We start from the raw sequence: 19728 nt of genomic DNA, 5'->3' as shown, positions 1-19728 counted from the left end.
CTGACCTTGGCCCAAGCCTCGCGCATTGACCTCGCGGCCCCGCCACTCAATATGCATGTTGCCGCGGCCCCGCAAGCTGGAGCCGCGCCTCTTTCGCTAGCGCATACGGGATGAAACGAGACTGAACCATGTTGAAATGGCTGCAAAGGCGAAATGCCGGGACCGATCGAGAGGCACGTGCGGCGGAACTCTATGACGAGATCGTCGCAGTTGCGCGCCGGCCGGACTGGTACGTCGACGGCGGCGTGCCCGACAGCATCGACGGCCGCTTCGACATGGTCGTGCTGGCACTGTCGCTGCTGCTCATCCGTCTCGAACGCGATGCGGACGATGCACGCGCGCGTGCGCTCTCCAGCCTGCTCGTCGAACGCTTCGCGGCGGATATGGACGGCAGCTTCCGAGAGATCGGCATCGGGGACATGGTGATCGGCAAGCACATGGGCCGCGCGATGCAGGCGCTTGGCGGGCGGCTCGGCAGCTACCGCGAGGCGCTGGCCGCCGATGCAGATCCGGCTTTGCTGAACGCCGCGCTCGCCCGCAACGTGCTGCGCGGCGAGGACGCTGCGCCCGACTGGCTTGGCGCGCGCGTGCGCGAGGAATGGGCGCGCTGCACCGCGCGGCCGCTTTCGGAGATTCTGGGATGAGCGAATTTATGAGGCCGCTCGCGCTCGACGAGGTGGGCGCGGGTGTTGAACGCCGGATCGCGGCAAACGCGGAAGAGCGTGCGGCACTTGCCGCGCGGTTCGACCTTCGCGCGCTGGATCGGCTGGAAGCGGTGCTGACCGCGCTGCCCGCGCCCGGCGGCGTGCGTGTGACGGGCCGGGTGGAGGCCGAGGCGGTGCAGGTATGCGCCACCTCGGGCGAGGATGTTCCGGCGCGGATCGACGAGCCGGTCGAGCTGTTGTTTCTTCACCATCTCGGAGAGGCGGGCGAAGAAGTGGAACTTCACGAAGTAGACTGCGACGTGCTGCCAATCGAGGGGCGAAGTATAGACCTCGGCGAGGCTGCCGCGCAGACCTTCGGCCTCGCACTCGATCCCTATCCGCGTGCGGATGCTGAGACGCTTGCTGCCGCGCGGCGGCGGCTTATCAGCGAAGAGGAAGCCGCGGAGCGCGAGGCCGCGCAAAAGGCGCAGGCGAACCCATTCGCTGTATTGAAGCGCAACAGCTGAAAACGAAAAAGGAGTGCAAGGCCGGGAAGTTTTGGCTCCCCGGCCTTGCTTGAGATCAGAGACTGGGAACTCTGTTTGTGGGCGAGAGCCGTTGCCCACGCTGTGTCTTTTGCAAGCCGCGTGCCAGCCGCGCCTGCCGATGCCGTTCGTGAACGGCGCCAACCCCTTGGATAGTTAACGAAAAGGGCGCCCGAACGGACGCCCTTTCAAACTGTAAATCGTGCCGACAGCCGAGCGATCAGAACGGTACGTCGTCGTCGAGATCGTCGTCGAAGCTCGGCCGGCTACCCTGGCGCGATCCGCCGCCGCCACCGCCGCCGCCGCCGCTTCCTCCACCGAAGCCGCCGCCCGATCCACCACCGGATCCGCCGCCGCCACCGTAGTTGCCGCCGCCACCGCCGCCACCGCCGCCTTCGCCGCGGCCGTCGAGCAAGGTCAGCTCGCCGCGGAAGCGCTGCAAGACCACTTCGGTGCTGTAGCGGTCAGCACCCGACTGATCCTGCCACTTGCGGGTCTGGAGCTGGCCTTCGATGTAAACCTTGCTGCCTTTGCGCAGATATTGCTCGGCTATACGCGCCAGATTCTCGTTGAAGATCACGACGGTGTGCCACTCGGTCTTCTCGCGGCGCTCGCCGCTCGCCTTGTCCGTCCAGTTCTCGGAAGTGGCGATGCGCATGTTCACGACCTTGCCGCCGCTGCCCATCGTGCGCGTTTCCGGGTCCGCGCCCAGATTGCCGATCAGAATGACCTTATTGACGCTGCCCGCCATGCTTTTCCCTTGTCGTGGGAATCAGCCGATGAGTGCCCGGCTGATCCAGTAAGTGAGTCCGGCCATGACATAGGCAAGAGCGAACAGGTACGCAAACATGAACAGCGGCCACTTCCACCCGTTCGTCTCGCGCTTCACCACGGCAAGCGTCGAGATGCACTGCGGGGCGAACACAACCCACGCGAGGAAGGCAAGCGCGGTGGGCAGCGGCCATGCCGTACGCAGCCGTTCAACGAGCGAGGTCTGCAGCGCTTCCTCGTCGTCCGCCTGCAGGCTGTAGATCGTGCCGAGCGCCGCCACGGAGACTTCGCGCGCGGCGAGCGTCGGCAGCATCGTCATGCTGATTTCGTGGTTGAAGCCGATCGGCGCGAACACCACCTCGAGCGCGCTGCCGATGCGCCCCGCGATCGAATATTCGATCGCTGATTCGTCCGAGCCTTCCGGCGGCACCGGATAGCTCGCGAACGCCCACAGCAGCACGGTGGAGGCTAGGATGATTCCGCCCGCCCGCTTCATGAACACAAGGCCTCGCTGCCATAGCCCGATGATGAGATCGCGCAGCACAGGCCATTGATACTTCGGCATTTCCATCATGAAGCCGCTGGCGGCACCGCGCGCAACCGTACGCCGCAGCACCAGCGCGGCGACCATCGCACCGACGATGCCGAACACATAAAGGCCGAGCAGCACGAGGCCCTGAAGGTTGGCGAAGCCCACCTGCCGGTCCGGAATGAATGCGGCGATCATCACCGCATAGACGGGAAGCCGTGCCGAGCAGGTCATCAGCGGGGCGATGAGGATGGTGGTCAGCCGGTCTTTGGGGTCATCGATGCTGCGCGTCGCCATGATGCCGGGAATTGCGCAGGCGAAGGAGGAGAGGAGGGGGATGAACGCGCGCCCGTTGAGGCCCACATAGGCCATCAGCCGGTCCATCAGGAACGCCGCACGCGTCATATAACCCGATTGTTCGAGCACGAGGATGAACGCGAACAGGATCAGGATCTGCGGCAGGAACACCACCACGCCGCCGACGCCGGCGAGCACGCCGTCCACGATCATCGATTGCACCCAGCCTTCGGGAATCACGCCGGCCGCGATGGTCTGAAGCGCGGCGATTCCGTCCTCGATCCACGCCATCGGCGCTTCGGCCCACGCGAATACCGCCTGGAACATGATGAACAGCAGCGCGGCGAGAATCACGGGGCCGAACACGGGATGGAGAGCGATATTGTCGATGCGGCGTGTCGCGGCGCCCGCGCCGCCGGAAAGTGTTGTCACCGCGTCGGCGATGCGCTGCGCCTCGTGCTGCAGCGCGCGGATGTCGGCGCCTGGTCCTGCAGGCACCGCCTCGCGCATCAGCATGGTCGCCGTTTCCTGCCCCAGATCGGCAAGGCCGCGCCGGCGGACGGCAACGGTGGGCACCACAGGCAAACCAAGCAACTGCGAGAGTCGCGCCGTATCGATCTTCGTGCCGTCGCGGTCGGCAAGGTCGATCATGTTGAGCGCGACAACCATCGGCCGTCCGAGTCGCGCGAGTTCGAGCACGAAGCGCAGGTGGTTGCGCAGGTTGGTGGCGTCCACCACACAGATAATGGCGTCCGGCGCCCGCTCGATGCCGTGCTCGCCCATCAGAACGTCCCGCGTCACCTGCTCATCGGGCGAATGCGGGCTGAGGCTGTAGGTGCCGGGCAGGTCGACGATCTCGACATGCGCGCCGTCGGGCAGCTGCATGGCGCCGACCTTCCGCTCCACGGTCACGCCCGGATAATTGCCGACCTTCTGCCGCGCACCTGTCAGCGCATTGAACAGGGATGTCTTGCCGGCGTTGGGGTTACCGACCAGCGCCACCATCGGCGCGGCAATTGCTGCGCTCATTCGGCGGCCTCGGCCTGTATCGTCGGGGTGGCGAGGCTGATGTCGAGCAGCCGCGCCGCTGATTTGCGAAGCGCGATCACGTTGCTTCCCACGCGCAGCGCGATCGGGCAGCCGCCGATAAGGCCGCGGTGCAGCACCTCGATCTCGACGCCCTCGTCGAAGCCCATTTCCCGCAGGCGCAACGCCTCAGGGGCGTGCGTGCCGGTTTCCCTGATCTTCACGACGCTGGCGGTTTGCCCGACCTTGAGATCCTCGATCCGCATGAACACTCTGATCTGCCCTTATTGTTGCGAGCGATTATCATGTTCAATGTGGCTTGACTAGGGCAGGCGTGCCCTACGCGGCAGGATAGCGCAGGCGACCGAGGAAGCGGGAGAGGCGCGGGCGGTTGCCCGCCTGCTCGCGGAACCGCATCTTGGCCTTTTCCACCTGCATGATCGTGTCGATGCGGCGGCTGAGGAACGCGAACGTGTCCGCGTCGTCCTCGCTCTCGTCCTGCAGCCAGTAGAGCAGTGTCGCGCCGTAGACGCCGCCAAGCGACAGGCGCTTGGTATAATGGTTGAAGTCGGTCGCCGTGTCGCCCGCGGCGCGCCACATGGCATCGGCGCTGCGCCACAGCGTGCGTGCCGAAAGCGCGGCGTTCTGTGGCTGCGCGAGCACGGCGAATGCGCGGCGCACGGCCTCCTTGTGCGGGCGCGCCAGTTCGATGCGGATTCGGATGGCGGTGGTGATGCGGTCGCGAATCTTCATCGTGGCCGCGCCGCGCCGGTCCATTTCGGCGGCCATGTCGCGGTCTGTCTTCAGGATCCAGGCGTCGATCATCTCGGTCGCGCCGCCGGGGAACACCAGCCGCGCGCGGTCTGCCGGGATGCCGACCGCAGCGGCAGCGGCATCCAGCGCCGCCGCGCTCCAGCCGTCGAACGCCACATTGGGCAGCAGCGCCTCGATCAGGATCGGACGAAGCTCGTCGAGCGTCATGTCTGCGGGCGTGATGGCGTCGGTCATGGCCCTGTGATACACGAGGCGCGTCGGTGCGTCAGCCCTTGCTGCACGCACGCGAATCTGCTAGATCGCGCCCTCTTTCCGCCGAGGCTTGCCTCCGGCGGCTTGTTTTATTGTGCCGGACAGACGGCAAAACTGGAATGGAGTAGACGGCCGCAATGCAAATCATCGTTCGCGACAACAACGTCGATCAGGCCCTTCGTGCACTCAAGAAGAAGCTGCAGCGTGAAGGCGTCTACCGCGAGATGAAGCTGCGTCGTCACTACGAGAAGCCCTCCGAAAAGCGTGCCCGCGAGAAGGCTGCTGCCGTCCGCCGCGCCCGCAAGCTGGAGCGCAAGCGCGCCGAGCGCGACGGCGTTCGTTAAGCCGGTCTCCGGCTCGCGATAGGGCCGGATCTCGTTTAATGTTTCAGGTCTGGAGTGTGCGCTGATGGCGACTGTTGCGACGCGCGGTAGCGGCCTTGGCCGTTGGGTTCTGCTCATCGCGGTTCTTCTCGTCGGCATGGGCGTGCTCGCATGGGCCGGAACACAGAAATTCGCGGTGCCCAGCAATATGCAGACGACAGCCTCAGGCCTGATGTACGAAGTGGTCCGCGACGCCGCCGGCCAGAAGCCGACCGCTGAGGACGTGGTGCTCGTCCATTATGAAGGTCGCCTGCTCGACGGCACCAAGTTCGATTCGAGCTACGATCGCGGTCAGCCCGCAGCCTTCCCGGTAAACGCTGTGATCCCCGGCTGGCAGGAAGGCCTCCAGCTGATGTCGAAGGGCTCCAAGTACCGTTTCCGCATCCCGCCGCAGCTCGCCTATGGCGCGGAAGGCGCAGGCGGCGTCATCCCGCCGAACGCGACGCTGGAGTTCGACGTGGAACTCCTCGAAATCGCGCCGCGCGAAGCCCTCGAACAGGGTATGCCCCCGCAGTAAAATTCCTCTCCCTCGATGGGAGAGGAAACGAGACTTGTCCGCAAAGCGGGCTAGTCGCAGTCGGTGAGGGTGGCAGCGGCGGTGATCGTGTCGATAACCCCATCGAGATTCTCCACGACCTCCCCGTTCCAGAACCGCAGTACGCGATAACCCTCGCCCTCCAGAAATCGCGTACGCACAGCATCCGCTTCGGTCTGAAACGCATGGCCCTCGCCATCCAGTTCGATAATCAGCCGCGCCCGATGGCCTGCGAAATCGGCAATGTACGGCCCGAATGGCACCTGCCTGCGAAACTTCAATCCCGACAGGCGTTCACGAAGCGCTGACCAAAGTATTCGTTCGAACACGGTCGCCTCGCGCCGCAGTCGCCTTGCGCGCGGAGCTGCTCCTGCCGTTGGATAGCTTTTCATCCGGCCACCCTCACCAACTCCGCCTAGCCAGCAGGCTGGCAAGGCTTCGTATCCTCTCCCATCAAGGGAGAGGTCTATATATCCCCTCTCCCTTGATGGGAGGGTGAGGGTGGCCTGCGCCGCCCTACTCGTCCCCGTCCCGCAGCGACATCCACGCTCTATCTCCCCGCAGTGCGGTGAACCAGCTCACGGGGTTCCAGAAGCGCTGGCTGCCGTCGAGCGAGAAGGTTGTGAACTCGGCGCGTCCAACGACGTTTTCGATCGGCAACAGGCCGAGCCCGCCTTGTTCGGGCGAGAAGCGGCTATCGGCGGAGCGGTCGCGGTTGTCTCCCATCAGGAACACATGGCCCTGCGGCACGAGCACCGGGGGCGTATCGTCGGCGTAGCTGAAGAGAAGGTCGAGCACGGCATAGCTGCGCCCCGTTCCCTGCTCTCCGGGCAGTGTCTCGATAAAGCGCGGATAGCGGCAGAAGCGTGTCCCATCGGCCTCGGTCACGCGGAATTCGGGCCGTGCGCAGGGCATGTTGTCGGTTTCCGGGATCATCGTGGGCGATGCTGCCCGCTTCGGCACGGCGGTGTTGTTGAGATAGAGGATGCCATCCTGCATCTGCACCGTGTCGCCGGGCAGGCCGATCACGCGCTTGATCCAGTCCTTGTGGTCGCTCGGCGACTTCACCACCACGATGTCGCCGCGTTCTGGGAGCTTGCCGAACGCGCGGCCCTCCATCTTCGGCAGCACGGGCAGGAAGGGCGAGAGGTAGGAAAAGCCGTAGGGATATTTGCTGACGACGAGCCGGTCGCCCACCAGCAGCGTCGGCACCATCGATTCCGAAGGAATGTAGAAAGGCTTGGCGACGAACGACCAGATGCCCATCACCGCGATGCCGAGCAGCGCCGCGTAGCGCAGCTCCTTCTTCCAGTCGATGCCCGGTTTCCTGCCGCTCACAGCGCCCGCGCCGTGATGAGGACCATCGCCTGCGCCCACGGATGGTCGTCGGTGAGTGTCAGGTGGATGTCGAGTGCGTGGCCGTCGGGCGTGATCTCGGCGAGCCGCAGCGCTGCGCCGCCCGTCAGCGCCAGCGTCGGCTGACCGGAGGGGAGGTTGATAACGCCCATGTCGCGCATGAAAACCCCGCGCCGGAAGCCGGTGCCGAGCGCCTTGGAGCAGGCCTCCTTCGCCGCGAAGCGCTTGGCGTAGGATGCGGCGCGCGTCAGCACGCGGCGTTCGGAGCGCGCGATCTCGATATCGGTGAAAACGCGGTTGATGAAGCGCGCACCGAACCGGTCGAGGCTCGATTGGATACGCTCGATATTGCAGAGGTCAGAGCCGAGGCCGACAACGTGGGGCAGAATCAGGCTCCCGCGCCGGAACGCGCTTCGTTCATCAGCCGCCGCATCTCGCGGATCGCGGCGTCGAGGCCGATGAACACAGCCTCGCCAACAAGGAAATGCCCGATATTGAGCTCGACGACTTCGGGAATCGCCGCAATAGGGGCCACGTTGTCGAAGCGCAGGCCGTGCCCGGCGTGGACCTCAAGGCCGCGCTTCGCCGCCAGCGTGGCGCCTGCGATCAGCCGCTCCAGTTCCTCGTCGCGCGACATGCCTTCGGTCAGCGCATAGCGGCCGGTGTGCAGCTCAATGACCGCGGCCCCGATCGCGGCGGAGGCTTCGATCTGCTCGGGGTCGGGCTCGATGAACAGGCTCACGCGGCAGCCGCGCCCGGAGAGGCGCTCTACGAAGGTGCGCAGATTGGGCTGGTTGCCGACAACGTCGAGCCCGCCCTCGGTCGTGCGCTCCTCGCGCCGCTCGGGCACGATGCAGACGGCGTGTGGCGCGTGGCGGAGCGCGATGTCCAGCATCTCTTCGGTGGCTGCCATTTCGAGGTTGAGCGGCAGGTCGATTTCGGCGGCGAGGCGGGCGATGTCGTCGTCGCTGATGTGCCGACGGTCTTCGCGCAGGTGCGCGGTGATGCCGTCCGCGCCCGCAGCGGCCGCGATCGTCGCGGCCTTTACGGGATCAGGATGCACGCCGCCGCGCGCGTTGCGGATCGTGGCGACGTGATCGATGTTCACGCCAAGGCGAAGCAGGCTCACGCGGCGGCCCTCGATCCCGGTTTCACCGCGGGCAGCGCGGCAAGGTCCTGCGGCAGCTTGTCGGCGCTGTAGGTGGGCACATCGAGCCGGATGAGCGAATAGAGCGGCACGCCGATGTCGGCGGTGCCGTTCGAGCGGTCGACAAGGCACCCGCCCGCGATCACCTTGCCGCCCGCCGCTTCGATCGCGGCGATCGCCTCGCGCGAAGAGAGCCCGGTCGTCACCACGTCTTCCATCATCAGCACCTTCGTCCCGGGTTCCAGCCGGAAACCGCGCCTCAGCTCGAATGTTCCCTGGGGCCGCTCGACGAACATCGAATCGACGCCGAGCGCGCGCGCGACTTCGTAGCCGACGATGAGCCCGCCCATCGCGGGGGCCACCACCGCTTCGATCTGCCCGCGCAGGTCCGCCGGAATTTTCTCAGCGAGCGCCTTCGCCAGCCGCTCGGCACGCGCCGGGTCCATCAGTACGCGCGCGCACTGCAGGTACTTCGGCGAGCGCAGGCCCGAGGACAGGATGAAATGCCCTTCAAGCAGCGCTTCGGCGGCGCGGAATTCCCCAAGAACCTCTTCGTCTGTCATGCCTTCATGCGCTCCACGGATGTCACGGCGTCGGTTGCCCTTAACGCACCGATGATATTCGTGAGATGCGCCAGATTGTCCACCTCGACATCGACCACGAAGGTGTGGAAATCGCGGTCGCGGTGGTGCGTGCGCATGTTCACGATGTTGGCGCCCTGTTTCGCGAGCACGCCCGTCATCGTGGCAAGGCTACCCGTCTCGTTGCGCAGTACGGCGGAAAGCCGCACGACTGCGCCGTCATTGTCGTCACCCCAGCCAAGATCGAGCCACTCGCGCCCGTCCGCGTCGGCGAGCGTCGAGCAGTCGATCGTGTGCACGTCGATGCTGCCGCTCTGACGGCGGATGCCGATAATGCGGTCGCCGGGGATCGGGCTGCAGCACTGTGCGAGATGCACCGAAACGCCGGGTGTCAGCCCCTTGATCGAGAGCTTCGCCTTAGGGTTGCGCTTCGCCCGCCGCTTGGCGCGCGCATTGAGGATGCGGCCCGGTAGAAGCGCATCGATCACGGCATCGTCCTCGATACGGTGCGCAGCGAGTCCCAGCACGAGATCCTGACGATCGTGCAAACCGAGGCGCTTCAAGGCGTCGTCGATGGCGCTTTCGCCGAGTTTCACATCGAGCCGCTTGATGATGTCGGCGAGCAGGCGTTCGCCGAGCGCGGCCTGTTCTTCGTGCTCCTTGTGGCGGATGAAGCGGCGGATCGCGGCGCGCGCCTTCGCCGTCACCACGAAGCTCTCCCACGTCGCATCCGGCTGCTGGCGGGCGGAGCGCAGGATTTCCACCTGATCGCCATTCGCAAGCGTGGTGCGCAGCGGCACGACGCGCCCGTTCACCTTGGCGCCCACGGTCGTCTCGCCGATCTTCGAGTGCACCGCGTAGGCGAAATCCACCGGCGTTGCGCCGCGCGGCAGCTGGATCAGTTCGCCCTTGGGGGTGAAGCAGAACACCTGGTCCTGATAGAGACCGAGCTTGGCGTTCTCCATCAGCTCTTCGGGGCTTCCCGCCTGATCCAGGATTTCGAGAAGGTCGGAAAGCCAGGGGTAACGCTCGGAAGCGCGCGCGTTTTCGTCCTGCTTGTAGGCCCAGTGGGCGGCAAGGCCCATTTCGGCCTGTTCGTGCATCCCACGCGTGCGGATCTGGATTTCCACGCGCATGTGATCGCCGTGGATGATCGTTGTGTGGAGCGAACGATATCCGTTGCGCTTGGGTGTCGAAATGAAGTCCTTGAAGCGTCCCGGAACCATCGGCCAGCGCTGGTGGATAACGCCGAGCGCGCGATAGCAGTCGTCGGGTTTGTCCACGATCACGCGAAACGCGATCACGTCCGAAAGCTGCTCGAACGGGATGTGCCGTTCCTGCATCTTGCGCCAGATCGAAAAGGGTCGCTTTTCGCGGCCAGCAACATCGGCATCGACACCGTGGCTACCGAGCACGTCCTTGATCTCGGTGCTGATCCGGGTGAGCTGGTCGCCGCCTGCCGTACGAAGCCGCTCGAGCCTTGTCGTGATCGACTGGTAGGCTTCGGGTTCAAGCTCGCGAAACGACACCTGCTTCATCTCGTCCATGAACTCGTACATGCCGATCCGCTCGGCGAGCGGCGCGTAGATGTCCATGGTTTCGCGTGCGATGCGCTTGCGCTTCTCGGGGTCCTTGATGAAATGCAGCGTCCGCATGTTGTGCAGTCGGTCGGCGAGCTTCACAAGCAGCACGCGAATGTCGTCCGACATCGCGAGCAGGAACTTGCGGAAATTCTCGGCGGCGCGTTCGCTCTCCGTCTGCGCTTCGATCCGCGACAGCTTGGTCACGCCGTCGACCAGCCGCGCGACGTTCTTGCCAAAGAGCGCCTCGACCTCCTCGGGGGTCGCGACCGTATCTTCCAGCGTATCGTGCAGAATGGCCGTCGCGATCGTCTCGTCGTCGAGCTTCAGGTCGGTCAGGATGCCGGCCACCTCGATCGGGTGCGAGAAATACGGGTCGCCGCTGGCGCGCAGCTGGCTGCCGTGCGCCTTCACCGAAAACACATAGGCGCGGTTCAGCAAATCCTCGTCCGCGCTGGGATCGTAGGCCTTTACCTTCTCGACAAGTTCGAACTGCCTGAGCACACGAGCCTTTCCACCATCCTCCCTACGCTATTTGGGGGTGAATGCGGCCTCGCGGCAAGGGGAGAAGTTCGCGCGCACGAAATACTGGTTGCGGGGCAGGGGCTTATGGCCTCTGTCTCAGCGGAACAGCAATACCGGCACCTGGCAGGTTCTTATCATCGTTGTCGTTGTGCTGCCGACAATCATGTTGCGTAGCGGTGAGTGCCCGTATGCGCCCATCACCAGCATGTCGCCCCCGCCTTCGTTCATGTGCCGCGTGATAACATCCTCCGCGTTGCCGGCTTCCAGATGGGCTGTGACTGCGGCGCAACCTGCCGATATATCCCGTGCGGCCGCTTCGAGGGCGCCTCTCTGGGCTTCGGTCCCGGCGGTGACCAGCCGGATCGTGCAGTCCCGAAACAACGGCGAATCTGCGATGAAACGAACGGCTTTTTGTGCGCTCGGCCCGTTGTCGAACGCCGCAATCACGGTTTTGATCGGGCGAAATGCACGCGCCGCCACCAGCACCGGTCGAATGCTGGCCCGGACGACCCGTTCCACCTTGCTGCCGAGGTGCCCTTTGGCGAAATCGGCCGATGCACCGCGTTTCCCGATCACGATCACATCGGCATCTGCCTCGCGTTCGATAATGGTCTCCACGATGCCGCCGTGGCGGTGGAGCAGGTTCACGGCGATACCCGCTTCGCGTAGCTGCGTTTCCGCCGCTTCGAGCAGCAACCGCCCCTGTTCGCGTGCCAGCCGCACGGTCTCTTCATCGATGCGCGCCAATTCTTCCAGCAGGCCGCTCTTGGCCCCCAGCCCGACCGCGCCGCTGAGATCGCGGCGTGCAGCGACCGCGTCCTTCCGCTGAATGACATGAAGTACGTCAACGGAGGCCGAAAGCCGGGCAGCAGCCCACGCGGCATGGTCGCACACGCTGTTCGCATAGGGGGAAGCGTCGATACAGGCGAGCAGCTTGGTCATGGTCGTCTCCCGTGTCCTCAGTGCGCGCCGAGCGCCTGTTCGGCGTCGGGTTTGTCGTGAACGCCGAAACGGTCGATCATCGTCGCACTGGCTTCGTTAAGCCCGATGATGTCAACCGTCGTGGCTTCGCGGCGAAACTTCAAAACCGCCTTGTCGAGCGCGGCGACGGCCGAAATGTCCCAAAAATGCGCGCCCTTTACGTCGATGCGGACGTGGTCGATGACCTCCTTGAAGTCGAACGCCGACACGAAACGTTCGATGGAGGCGAAGAACACCTGTCCGGTGAAGACATATGTGCGCGTCTTGCCGTCGTCCGAAAGCGAACTGGTGACGGCAAACAGGCGGCGCACCTTGCTGGCGAAGAACACGCCGCTCAGCAGCACACCGACGAGCACGCCCTGCGCCAGATCGTGCGTCCAGACCACGACGACGACGGTCGCCACCATCACGACGGAACTGTGCCAGGGGTGCGTGCGCAGGGTCTTGATGGAGGTCCAGCTGAACGTGCCGATCGACACCATGATCATCACCGCGACCAGCGCGGGCATGGGAATCTGCGCGACCCAGGGGCCGAGCACGACGATCAGGAACAGCAGGAACACACCTGCAACAAATGTGGACAGGCGTGTATGTCCGCCTGATTTCACGTTGATGACCGATTGTCCGATCATCGCGCAGCCGCCCATGCCGCCGAAAAAGCCGGTGATGAAATTGGCGATGCCCTGGCCTTTGGTTTCGCGGCGCTTGTCGCTCGGCGTGTCGGTCAGGTCATCGACGATCTGCGCGGTGAGCAGCGATTCGAGCAGGCCAACGGCCGCCATTGTAATCGAATAGGGCAGGATGATCTGCAGCGTCTCGAAGGTCAGGGGGACATCGGGAATCAGCAGGTAGGGCAGCGTGTCAGGTAGCGCGCCCATGTCGCCGACGGTGTTGACCGGAAGCCCGAGCCAGATCGAGATGATCGACAGTACGACGATTGCGACCAGCGGCGAGGGCACGGCTTTGGTCACGCGCGGCAGCAGGTAGATGATCGCAAGCCCCCCGGCGACCATCGCGTAAGTTTCCCAGGAAACGCCGGTTAGTTGCGGCAGCTGCGCGATGAAGATCAGGATGGCGAGCGCGTTGACGAAGCCGGTGATGACCGATCGCGAAACAAACTGCATCAGCAGGTCGATCCGCAGGAAGCCGGCGATAATCTGCAGAACGCCCATCAGGATGGTCGCCGCAAACAGATAAGACAGGCCGTGATCGCGGACCAGCGGCACCACGAGCACCGCGATGGCGGCGGTTGCCGCGGAAATCATCCCAGGCCGACCGCCGACCAGAGCCGTGATGACGGCGATGGAGAAGGACGCATAGAGGCCGACGCGTGGATCGACCCCCGCGATGATTGAAAAGCCGATTGCCTCGGGAATGAGTGCGAGCGCGACGACGAGACCCGCGAGAATGTCGCCGCGGGGGTTGGAAAGCCATTCGCGGCGAAGCGTGGCGGCAGGATACATGGAATGAAAACCCGGAACTGACGACGATTTCGGGAAAAAGCGCCCGCTAGGGCGGTTCTTCACTGCGAAACGGCTGTGTGGTTATCCGGGGGATAGGCGCCCGGCCGAGCCACCCGGTACAGAAACCGGGTCCGACGAATGCGCGGGTCTATGCCCTGCCGCGCGGCGGCTTGGCAAGTCTGTTCGTGTCGGTTGCGGTCGGCCGGGCGGCGCGATCAGTCGTAGTCGGGAACGATCGGCGTCGGCTTGGGCGGCGCGGCGGCGGTGAGGCGGAGCGCTTCGGCGCTCTCGGCGAGGCTGCCGATCTCGTCCACCGTGTCTTCGTCGTCCATGATCACGCGCTGCATACCCGAAACCAGCGCTTCGTTCAGCTGCACCGGCTTCACGGTTTCCTCGGCGATCTCGCGCAGCGCGACGACGGGATTCTTGTCGCGGTCGCGATCGATGGTCAGTTCCGCGCCGCTCGAAATCTGGCGTGCGCGCTGGCCTGCGAGCAGCACGAGTTCGAAGCGGTTGGGAACCTTGTCTACGCAATCTTCGACGGTGACGCGCGCCATCGGGCAAACTCCAGCAAAAATCGGGAAATTCGTAAGGGCCGCGATGTAGGCGCGCGCGCAACAGGAGTCAAGGAAAAGCCCCGATCCCGATGTTTCGCTGCATTGCACGGCCCGCCCCGGATGCTATGCGAAACGCGGATGTCCGCCCTCGAAATCATCGCTGCCCTGCTCGGCCTCGCCAATGTCACGTTCGTCGTCCGGCGCAGCGTGTGGAACTATCCGTTCGGCATCGCAATGGTCAGCCTGTACGCGGTCGTGTTCTACCGGGCGCAGCTCTACAGCGACGCGCTGCTGCAGATTTTCTTCCTTGTTCTCAATGTCTACGGCTGGGTCAGCTGGCGGCGCGTGCAGCAGCGCGATACCGTTCCGGTGCGCTGGATGGGGCTTCGCGGCAATGCCGCGGTGATTGCCGTCACAGCGGTGCTCTGGTTCCTGTGGTCGAGCGTGATGCACCGTTTCACGGATGCCGCAGCGCCCTATGTGGATGGCGCCGTCGCCTGTCTCAGCGTGGCTGGCCAGATCCTCATGGTGCGGCGCTTCGTCGAGAACTGGATTTACTGGATCGTCGTCAACATGCTCGCGATCGGGCTGTTCTGGTGGCGCGATCTTCCGGTCACGTCGGCGCTTTACACCGTGTTCCTCGGCCTCGCCTTCGCCGGGCTCTTCCAGTGGCGCCGCGCCGCGGCGGTGGCGGCATGAAGCGGCCGGCGAACGTCGTGCTGCACGGCCCCGAAAGCACGGGGAAGTCGACGCTCGGTGTCCGGCTCGCGGCGCACTACGGCACACGGCTGGTGCCCGAATACGGGCGTCTCTACTGCGAGGTGCGTGGCAGCGAGACGGATGCCGACGATCTCGTTTCGATCATGCACGGCCACGTCGCGCTCACGGAGGCGGCGCGGGAGCAGGCGGCGGAGCGCGGCGCGCGCCTCATCATTTCGGATACCGACCCGCTGATGACGGCGGCGTGGGCGATGATGGGTCTCGGGCAGCGGCTTCCCGCGCTCGATGCCTTCACCGATGTCGGCGATCTCTATTTGCTGATGGCAGACGATATCCCGTGGGTGGATGACGGCATCCGCCTGCACCGCACGCCGGAGGCGCGGGCGCGTTTCATGGCGCTATCGCGGGCGGAACTGGAGCGCCGCGCGGTGCCGTGGGTGCTCATCGCGGGCGATGCCGAGCAGCGGTTCGATGCCGCCGTCGCGGCGATCGCCTCTGCCGGGCTCGCATGACGGCGCTGCCCGTCCTTCATATCGATGCGCACATGCTGGTGATCGACAAGCCGGCCGGGCTTGCCGTGCATCCGGGGCCGAAGACGCCGCACAGTCTGGAAGAACGCCTCGGCGAACTCACCTTCGGGTTCCATCGCCTGCCGCAGCCCGCGCACCGGCTGGATCGCGACACCTCCGGCTGTCTTTTGCTCGCACGACATCCGAAGGCCGCCAAGCGCCTGGGTCAGCTGTTCGCGGAGGGGCGAATCGCCAAGACCTATCTCGCGCTTCTGGATGGGGTGCCGGAGGGTGACGGCCGTATCGAGGCGCCGCTCGCCAAGGTTTCGAGTGCGGAGGCGGGGTGGCGTATGGTCGTCGACCCGAGCGGAAAGCCCGCCGCCACCCGTTGGCGGCTGCTCGCCGCGCACGAAGGGCAGGGGCTGGTGGTCTTCTTCCCCGAAACCGGTCGCACGCACCAGATTCGCGTCCACGCCGCGCACGCGCTCGCGCCGATTGTGGGCGATCCGGTCTATGGAGATGGCAACGGACCGATGCGGTTGCATTCGGCGGGCCTTGTTATCCCCTACCGCGAGGAAGCGCCCGTGTCGGTGGAGGCGTCGCTTCCGGCGGACTGGCCGCTCTGGGCGCGCGAGGCCGCAAATGAGAAGGGGCCGCCCTTTCGGGCGACCCCTTCCGCGTGACGAGACTGTAAGTCTTAGGCCTTGCGGCGACGACGGGCTGCCCCCAGCCCGAGGACACCGAGACCGAACAGCGCCAGCGCAGCCGGTTCCGGCACTTCGCCGATCGGCGGCAGGTCGAGACCCGCGAAGCCGTAGCCGAAAGCGTTGACGTGGCGGCTACCCGAGGTGAACGAGTAGGCTTCAACGCCCGCCGCCGCGAAGGCCGCAAGCAGGGCGGATTCAGTCGTGTACGCACCGATGAACGTCGTGAAGCTCAACTCGTCGCCATCGGCGAGGTCGCCGAAGCTGAAGATGAAGTAGCTGCCGAGGTCGCCGACGGCGCCCGACACGTTCGTGTTGGCGTCCTGCGCGCGCTGCACCATGGGATCCGGCACGGCGAACGGGTTGGTCGACGTGTGCATCACCTTGCCTTCCGGCGCGACGCCCGGAACATAGACCGACGTGTAATTGTCACCGAAGTAGCCCGGGGTCACGTCCCAGTCGAGCGTACGCGCATAGCGCACGTCGGTGCGGGCGGCGCCGGAGTCGTTCTTGATGACAACGTCGATCTTGAACAGCGTTTCACCCGCAACCGGCGTGTAGGTGTGCGTGATCGTGAGGCCGTCGTTCGTGGTCACGACCGACTTCGCGCTCGAAGCCGTCACGTCGCTCAGCGCGGCCGATGTGAAACCGGCCGAGCTGCCGCCGTAGACGTACTTGTTGCCGACGCCGTTGGCGGCGACGCCCCAGCCTTCGCAAAGGCAGCCGGGCGTGATCGCATCGCCGGCACCGGTGAGCGCAAGACCGACGCCACCAGAGCCGAGGCCGCCGTTGTCGAACAGGCCCATGCTGAGATCGCCGTTGGAGATGGTGGTCGCCTGGGCGGCACCCGCAATCGCGAGCGAGGCGCAGGCCGCCAGAATTGAGGTCGTGTAACGCATGATTTTATCCCCTCTGTGTTTCTACGCACGCCAAGCCAAACACTGCCGGGCGGACACAAACGTCGAAAACAAAGGAAAGCATAACGCGTGCCAAATCGCCTTTTTTTCTCGCAAGTCACGGATTTGGGCCGTGATTTTTCGTTTCGCAAGCGATGCGAACGGTATTGGGTTAAGCCAGTATGTAAAAAACGGCGACACTCGCGGGGCCGCGCGCTTGCCGAAGACGTTCGGGCCCCCTAAGTGGCCGTCTCATGACCGATCTCGCGCATATCCGTAATTTTTCGATCATCGCCCACATCGACCACGGCAAGTCGACGCTGGCCGATCGCCTCATCCAGCGCACCGGGGGGCTCACCGACCGCGAGATGTCGGAACAGGTGCTCGACAACATGGATATCGAGCGCGAGCGCGGCATCACCATCAAGGCGCAGACCGTCCGCCTCGAATACAAGGCGAAGAACGGCGAGACATACACGCTGAACCTGATGGACACGCCGGGCCATGTCGATTTCGCCTACGAAGTCTCGCGCAGTCTCGCGGCGTGCGAAGGCGCGCTCCTCGTCGTGGACGCCGCGCAGGGTGTCGAGGCGCAGACGCTGGCGAACGTCTACCAGTCAATCGAGCATGATCACGAGATCGTCCCCGTCATCAACAAGATCGATCTGCCAGCCGCCGACCCGGAGAAGGTGAAGGCGGAGATCGAGGACATCATCGGCCTCGATGCGTCGGAGGCGGTGCTCGCCAGTGCGAAGTCCGGCATCGGCATCGATGATGTGCTCGAAGCCGTCGTGAACAAGATCCCGCCGCCCAAGGGCGACCGCACTGCGCCGCTCGAAGCGATGCTCGTCGACAGCTGGTACGATCCCTACCTTGGCGTCGTCATCCTCGTGCGCGTCGTCAATGGCGTGATCCGCAAGGGTCTCAACATCAAGTTCATGGCCGGCGGTACCGAGCATCTGATCGACCGCGTCGGCTGTATGCGGCCGAAGATCGAGACGCTCGACGAGATCGCGGCCGGCGAAATCGGCTTCATCACAGCGCAGATCAAGGACATCTCCGAAACCCGCGTCGGCGACACCATCACCACGGTGAAGAACCCGGCCAAGGCCGCGCTCCCCGGCTTCAAGGAAGTGCAGCCCGTGGTGTTCTGCGGCCTGTTCCCGGTTGATGCGGCGGATTTCGAGAAGCTGCGCGACAGCATCTCGAAGCTGCGCCTCAACGACGCCTCGTTCAGCTTCGAGATGGAAACGTCCGCCGCGCTCGGTTTCGGCTTCCGCTGCGGCTTCCTCGGCCTCTTGCACCTCGAGATCATTCAGGAGCGGCTGACGCGCGAATATGATCTCGATCTCATCACCACCGCGCCCTCGGTCGTCTACCGGATGCACATGACCGACGGGACGACGCAGGAACTGCACAATCCCGCCGATTACCCGGACGTCGTGAAGATCGATTTCGTCGAGGAACCGTGGATCGAGGCGGTGATCTACGTGCCCGACGAGTATCTCGGCTCACTCCTGAAGCTCTGTCAGGATCGCCGCGGCATCCAGAAGAATCTCACCTATGTGGGTGGGCGCGCGCAGATCACGTACGAGCTGCCCTTGAACGAGGTGGTGTTCGATTTCTACGACCGGCTGAAGTCGATCAGCCGCGGCTACGCGAGCTTCGATTATCACCAGATCGGCTACCGCGAGGGCGACCTCGTCAAGATGTCGATCCTCGTCAACAACGAGCCTGTCGACGCGCTCAGCATGATCGTCCACCGCGTCGCCGCTGAGGCGCGCGGCCGCCATATGTGCGAGCGGCTGAAGGACTTGATCCCCCGCCACCTCTTCAAGATCCCGATCCAGGCGGCGATCGGCGGCAAGGTGATCGCGCGCGAAACGATCGCGGCGCTCCGCAAGGACGTTACCGCCAAGTGCTACGGCGGCGACATCAGCCGCAAGCGCAAGCTCCTCGACAAGCAGAAGGAAGGCAAGAAGCGGATGCGCGAGTACGGCTCGGTCAGCATCCCGCAGGAAGCCTTTATCGCCGCGCTCCGCATGGGCGACGAGGGGTAGGGCAGAAATTTAGGACGATTGACAAGTTTCTCTTCCGGGGCAGAAGTAGGCGCTCCCTGGAGGTCGCCCATGATGTGGAGAAACCGTTCGCGTCTTCTGGCGCTCGTGTTGTCGGCGCTCTCGTCCTCCGCCTCCGCGATGCCGCATCAGAAGCCCGAGACGCTCACCCCGCAAATCTACCGCCAGCGCTGCCTGTTCTGCCACAAGAGCGCCGCGCCCGAAGGCGTCGCCCCTGAAATCCTCATCGGCCTCAATCCCCCGCCGGGCGTCAGGCCCGCCGACGTCATGCCGAACATCAAATGCTGGCGCCGCTGCGAGAAGTGCTGGCCGCAGCGGAAATAGCGCCTCTTTCGAAATCGGAAAACCTGTGCCGGCCAAAGGCGAGGGCCGGTCACGCTCTCCAGACGGCGCGGACGCTCATCCGCGCGGCGGAATCGAATTTCCGCGCCAGAGCCTCAACTTCCTCGACTTCGTCTCGTTCCGGGGCAGGGCGTTCAGCCCAGCAGCAGCGCCGACAGCACCAGCACCACCCCCGCCAGCGAGGCGAGCCACACCAACGTCCGCAGCTTCGGGATGCCCGCAGCATAAAGCGGTAGGTAGATCAGCCGCGCCCAGAAATAGAGGTGCGCGCCAAGCTCGGACTTCCAGCCGAGCCGGTCCGCTGCGACCGCTGCCAGCAACACCGCTGCGAACAGCGGGAAGGTCTCGAAGAAGTTCGCCTGCGCCCGCGCGAGCCGTCCGGCAAGCGGCTTCAAGGGCGGCATCTCGCCGTCGCGCGCGCCCATGTTCCATTCGATGCCGTACTGCGCGGTTTTCACGTTCACGGCCCACAGGATGTGGACAAGGCCCAGCACCGCGGCTGCGCCCAGCAGATAGAGTTCGATCGGCATGGT

The 19728-nt window shown here is 64.8% G+C and carries 24 protein-coding genes and 1 other annotated feature; of the genes, 9 read left to right on the top strand and 15 right to left on the bottom strand.

Annotated features, from left to right (window positions below):
- Nucleotides 1-128: 128 nt before the first annotated feature.
- Nucleotides 129-644: a ubiquinol-cytochrome C chaperone family protein gene (locus AAC014_RS08660; RefSeq protein ID WP_339706986.1), complete on the top strand. Its 516-nt coding sequence runs from the start codon at nucleotides 129-131 to the stop codon at nucleotides 642-644.
- Complete coding sequence (locus tag AAC014_RS08655) at nucleotides 641-1171, top strand: DUF177 domain-containing protein (RefSeq protein WP_339706983.1); 531 nt, start codon at nucleotides 641-643, stop codon at nucleotides 1169-1171. Before AAC014_RS08660 ends, AAC014_RS08655 begins: the two co-directional genes overlap by 4 nt.
- A 238-nt stretch (nucleotides 1172-1409) precedes the next feature.
- Here AAC014_RS08655 and ssb read toward each other — a convergent pair whose 3' ends face one another.
- From ssb to AAC014_RS08635, 4 genes are all read right to left on the bottom strand, one after another.
- Nucleotides 1410-1940, bottom strand: a complete 531-nt coding sequence (gene ssb / locus AAC014_RS08650; RefSeq protein WP_339706980.1) for a single-stranded DNA-binding protein — start codon at nucleotides 1938-1940, stop codon at nucleotides 1410-1412.
- A gap of 21 nt (nucleotides 1941-1961) precedes the next feature.
- On the bottom strand, nucleotides 1962-3815 hold the full coding sequence (locus AAC014_RS08645; protein WP_339706977.1) for a ferrous iron transporter B: 1854 nt from the start codon (nucleotides 3813-3815) through the stop codon (nucleotides 1962-1964).
- Nucleotides 3812-4078 carry a FeoA family protein gene (locus AAC014_RS08640; protein ID WP_339707859.1) on the bottom strand — a complete coding sequence of 89 codons (267 nt, stop codon included), beginning with the start codon at nucleotides 4076-4078 and terminating at the stop codon, nucleotides 3812-3814. The genes AAC014_RS08645 and AAC014_RS08640 overlap by 4 nt, the downstream gene beginning before the upstream one ends.
- Before the next feature lie 73 nt (nucleotides 4079-4151).
- Entirely contained in the window at nucleotides 4152-4820 is a 669-nt protein-coding gene (locus tag AAC014_RS08635) for a COQ9 family protein (RefSeq protein ID WP_339706974.1), read from the bottom strand.
- A 155-nt stretch (nucleotides 4821-4975) separates the two neighbouring features.
- Between AAC014_RS08635 and rpsU the strand changes: the two genes are divergently transcribed.
- Together rpsU and AAC014_RS08625 are read left to right on the top strand one after the other, a co-directional pair.
- On the top strand, nucleotides 4976-5182 hold the full coding sequence (gene rpsU / locus AAC014_RS08630; protein WP_004208618.1) for a 30S ribosomal protein S21: 207 nt from the start codon (nucleotides 4976-4978) through the stop codon (nucleotides 5180-5182).
- 64 nt (nucleotides 5183-5246) lie between these two features.
- Complete coding sequence (locus tag AAC014_RS08625; protein ID WP_339706971.1) at nucleotides 5247-5738, top strand: FKBP-type peptidyl-prolyl cis-trans isomerase; 492 nt, start codon at nucleotides 5247-5249, stop codon at nucleotides 5736-5738.
- Between the two features lie 50 nt (nucleotides 5739-5788).
- On the opposite strand, the gene AAC014_RS08620 is transcribed toward AAC014_RS08625, so the two are convergent.
- From AAC014_RS08620 to rpoZ, 9 genes are all read right to left on the bottom strand, one after another.
- The gene (locus tag AAC014_RS08620; RefSeq protein WP_339706968.1) at nucleotides 5789-6148 is read right to left on the bottom strand and encodes a DUF559 domain-containing protein; all 360 of its coding nucleotides are present in this window, start codon (nucleotides 6146-6148) and stop codon (nucleotides 5789-5791) included.
- 124 nt (nucleotides 6149-6272) lie between these two features.
- The gene (gene lepB / locus AAC014_RS08615) at nucleotides 6273-7094 is read right to left on the bottom strand and encodes a signal peptidase I (RefSeq protein ID WP_339706965.1); all 822 of its coding nucleotides are present in this window, start codon (nucleotides 7092-7094) and stop codon (nucleotides 6273-6275) included.
- Nucleotides 7091-7498 (bottom strand): holo-ACP synthase, encoded by a 408-nt coding sequence (acpS, locus tag AAC014_RS08610; protein WP_339707857.1) that lies wholly within the window; start codon nucleotides 7496-7498, stop codon nucleotides 7091-7093. Before acpS ends, lepB begins: the two co-directional genes overlap by 4 nt.
- A gap of 2 nt (nucleotides 7499-7500) precedes the next feature.
- A complete protein-coding gene (locus AAC014_RS08605; protein WP_339706962.1) occupies nucleotides 7501-8241 on the bottom strand; it encodes a pyridoxine 5'-phosphate synthase in 741 nt (246 codons plus the stop codon).
- Nucleotides 8238-8822 (bottom strand): orotate phosphoribosyltransferase, encoded by a 585-nt coding sequence (gene pyrE / locus AAC014_RS08600; protein WP_339706959.1) that lies wholly within the window; start codon nucleotides 8820-8822, stop codon nucleotides 8238-8240. The genes AAC014_RS08605 and pyrE overlap by 4 nt, the downstream gene beginning before the upstream one ends.
- On the bottom strand, nucleotides 8819-10924 hold the full coding sequence (locus tag AAC014_RS08595; RefSeq protein WP_339706956.1) for a bifunctional (p)ppGpp synthetase/guanosine-3',5'-bis(diphosphate) 3'-pyrophosphohydrolase: 2106 nt from the start codon (nucleotides 10922-10924) through the stop codon (nucleotides 8819-8821). The genes pyrE and AAC014_RS08595 overlap by 4 nt, the downstream gene beginning before the upstream one ends.
- A gap of 117 nt (nucleotides 10925-11041) precedes the next feature.
- Nucleotides 11042-11887 carry a universal stress protein gene (locus tag AAC014_RS08590; protein WP_339706953.1) on the bottom strand — a complete coding sequence of 282 codons (846 nt, stop codon included), beginning with the start codon at nucleotides 11885-11887 and terminating at the stop codon, nucleotides 11042-11044.
- A gap of 17 nt (nucleotides 11888-11904) precedes the next feature.
- Nucleotides 11905-13389: a SulP family inorganic anion transporter gene (locus AAC014_RS08585; protein WP_339706950.1), complete on the bottom strand. Its 1485-nt coding sequence runs from the start codon at nucleotides 13387-13389 to the stop codon at nucleotides 11905-11907.
- Between the two features lie 79 nt (nucleotides 13390-13468).
- Nucleotides 13469-13525: a sequence feature (sul1 is cis-regulatory element that is thought to sense ions involved in sulfur or methionine metabolism; They are found in Alphaproteobacteria), on the bottom strand.
- Nucleotides 13526-13604: 79 nt separating this feature from the next.
- Nucleotides 13605-13946, bottom strand: coding sequence for a DNA-directed RNA polymerase subunit omega (gene rpoZ, locus AAC014_RS08580; protein ID WP_293777162.1), 342 nt, complete (start codon nucleotides 13944-13946; stop codon nucleotides 13605-13607).
- Between the two features lie 138 nt (nucleotides 13947-14084).
- On the opposite strand from rpoZ, the gene pnuC reads away from it, so the two are divergent.
- Genes pnuC through AAC014_RS08565 form a run of 3 tightly spaced genes read left to right on the top strand, consistent with a single transcriptional unit; the run spans nucleotide 14085 to nucleotide 15858 of the window.
- Nucleotides 14085-14645 (top strand): nicotinamide riboside transporter PnuC, encoded by a 561-nt coding sequence (pnuC, locus tag AAC014_RS08575; RefSeq protein WP_339706942.1) that lies wholly within the window; start codon nucleotides 14085-14087, stop codon nucleotides 14643-14645.
- Nucleotides 14615-15178, top strand: a complete 564-nt coding sequence (locus AAC014_RS08570; protein WP_339706940.1) for an ATP-binding protein — start codon at nucleotides 14615-14617, stop codon at nucleotides 15176-15178. Before pnuC ends, AAC014_RS08570 begins: the two co-directional genes overlap by 31 nt.
- Complete coding sequence (locus tag AAC014_RS08565; RefSeq protein WP_339706937.1) at nucleotides 15175-15858, top strand: RNA pseudouridine synthase; 684 nt, start codon at nucleotides 15175-15177, stop codon at nucleotides 15856-15858. The genes AAC014_RS08570 and AAC014_RS08565 overlap by 4 nt, the downstream gene beginning before the upstream one ends.
- Nucleotides 15859-15872: 14 nt before the next feature.
- Here AAC014_RS08565 and AAC014_RS08560 read toward each other — a convergent pair whose 3' ends face one another.
- Complete coding sequence (locus tag AAC014_RS08560) at nucleotides 15873-16778, bottom strand: PEP-CTERM sorting domain-containing protein (protein WP_339706935.1); 906 nt, start codon at nucleotides 16776-16778, stop codon at nucleotides 15873-15875.
- A 251-nt stretch (nucleotides 16779-17029) separates the two neighbouring features.
- Here AAC014_RS08560 and lepA point away from each other — a divergent pair, with 251 nt between their 5' ends.
- Together lepA and AAC014_RS08550 are read left to right on the top strand one after the other, a co-directional pair.
- Nucleotides 17030-18835 (top strand): translation elongation factor 4, encoded by a 1806-nt coding sequence (gene lepA / locus AAC014_RS08555; protein WP_339706933.1) that lies wholly within the window; start codon nucleotides 17030-17032, stop codon nucleotides 18833-18835.
- 69 nt (nucleotides 18836-18904) lie between these two features.
- A complete protein-coding gene (locus tag AAC014_RS08550; RefSeq protein ID WP_339706930.1) occupies nucleotides 18905-19177 on the top strand; it encodes a hypothetical protein in 273 nt (90 codons plus the stop codon).
- 152 nt (nucleotides 19178-19329) lie between these two features.
- On the opposite strand, the gene AAC014_RS08545 is transcribed toward AAC014_RS08550, so the two are convergent.
- Nucleotides 19330-19725 (bottom strand): MAPEG family protein, encoded by a 396-nt coding sequence (locus AAC014_RS08545; protein WP_339706927.1) that lies wholly within the window; start codon nucleotides 19723-19725, stop codon nucleotides 19330-19332.
- Nucleotides 19726-19728: the final 3 nt, after the last annotated feature.

The organism is uncultured Sphingosinicella sp. (assembly GCF_963974575.1).
In the GTDB taxonomy this organism is placed as follows: Bacteria; Pseudomonadota; Alphaproteobacteria; order Sphingomonadales; family Sphingomonadaceae; genus Sphingosinicella.
The sequence above is the reverse complement of the archived record's forward strand: the minus strand, read 5'-3'. Positions and strand labels throughout refer to the sequence as shown.

Excerpts from the sequence above, each read along its gene's own strand:
- AAC014_RS08660 (WP_339706986.1), top strand. The coding sequence starts at position 129 with ATGTTGAAATGGCTGCAAAGGCGAAATGCCGGGACCGATCGAGAGGCA.
- AAC014_RS08655 (WP_339706983.1), top strand. The coding sequence starts at position 641 with ATGAGCGAATTTATGAGGCCGCTCGCGCTCGACGAGGTGGGCGCGGGT.
- ssb (WP_339706980.1), bottom strand. The coding sequence starts at position 1,940 with ATGGCGGGCAGCGTCAATAAGGTCATTCTGATCGGCAATCTGGGCGCG.
- AAC014_RS08645 (WP_339706977.1), bottom strand. The coding sequence starts at position 3,815 with ATGAGCGCAGCAATTGCCGCGCCGATGGTGGCGCTGGTCGGTAACCCC.
- AAC014_RS08640 (WP_339707859.1), bottom strand. The coding sequence starts at position 4,078 with ATGCGGATCGAGGATCTCAAGGTCGGGCAAACCGCCAGCGTCGTGAAG.
- AAC014_RS08635 (WP_339706974.1), bottom strand. The coding sequence starts at position 4,820 with ATGACCGACGCCATCACGCCCGCAGACATGACGCTCGACGAGCTTCGT.
- rpsU (WP_004208618.1), top strand. The coding sequence starts at position 4,976 with ATGCAAATCATCGTTCGCGACAACAACGTCGATCAGGCCCTTCGTGCA.
- AAC014_RS08625 (WP_339706971.1), top strand. The coding sequence starts at position 5,247 with ATGGCGACTGTTGCGACGCGCGGTAGCGGCCTTGGCCGTTGGGTTCTG.
- AAC014_RS08620 (WP_339706968.1), bottom strand. The coding sequence starts at position 6,148 with ATGAAAAGCTATCCAACGGCAGGAGCAGCTCCGCGCGCAAGGCGACTG.
- pyrE (WP_339706959.1), bottom strand. The coding sequence starts at position 8,822 with ATGACAGACGAAGAGGTTCTTGGGGAATTCCGCGCCGCCGAAGCGCTG.
- AAC014_RS08590 (WP_339706953.1), bottom strand. The coding sequence starts at position 11,887 with ATGACCAAGCTGCTCGCCTGTATCGACGCTTCCCCCTATGCGAACAGC.
- AAC014_RS08585 (WP_339706950.1), bottom strand. The coding sequence starts at position 13,389 with ATGTATCCTGCCGCCACGCTTCGCCGCGAATGGCTTTCCAACCCCCGC.
- rpoZ (WP_293777162.1), bottom strand. The coding sequence starts at position 13,946 with ATGGCGCGCGTCACCGTCGAAGATTGCGTAGACAAGGTTCCCAACCGC.
- pnuC (WP_339706942.1), top strand. The coding sequence starts at position 14,085 with ATGTCCGCCCTCGAAATCATCGCTGCCCTGCTCGGCCTCGCCAATGTC.
- AAC014_RS08565 (WP_339706937.1), top strand. The coding sequence starts at position 15,175 with ATGACGGCGCTGCCCGTCCTTCATATCGATGCGCACATGCTGGTGATC.
- AAC014_RS08560 (WP_339706935.1), bottom strand. The coding sequence starts at position 16,778 with ATGCGTTACACGACCTCAATTCTGGCGGCCTGCGCCTCGCTCGCGATT.
- lepA (WP_339706933.1), top strand. The coding sequence starts at position 17,030 with ATGACCGATCTCGCGCATATCCGTAATTTTTCGATCATCGCCCACATC.
- AAC014_RS08550 (WP_339706930.1), top strand. The coding sequence starts at position 18,905 with ATGATGTGGAGAAACCGTTCGCGTCTTCTGGCGCTCGTGTTGTCGGCG.
- AAC014_RS08545 (WP_339706927.1), bottom strand. The coding sequence starts at position 19,725 with ATGCCGATCGAACTCTATCTGCTGGGCGCAGCCGCGGTGCTGGGCCTT.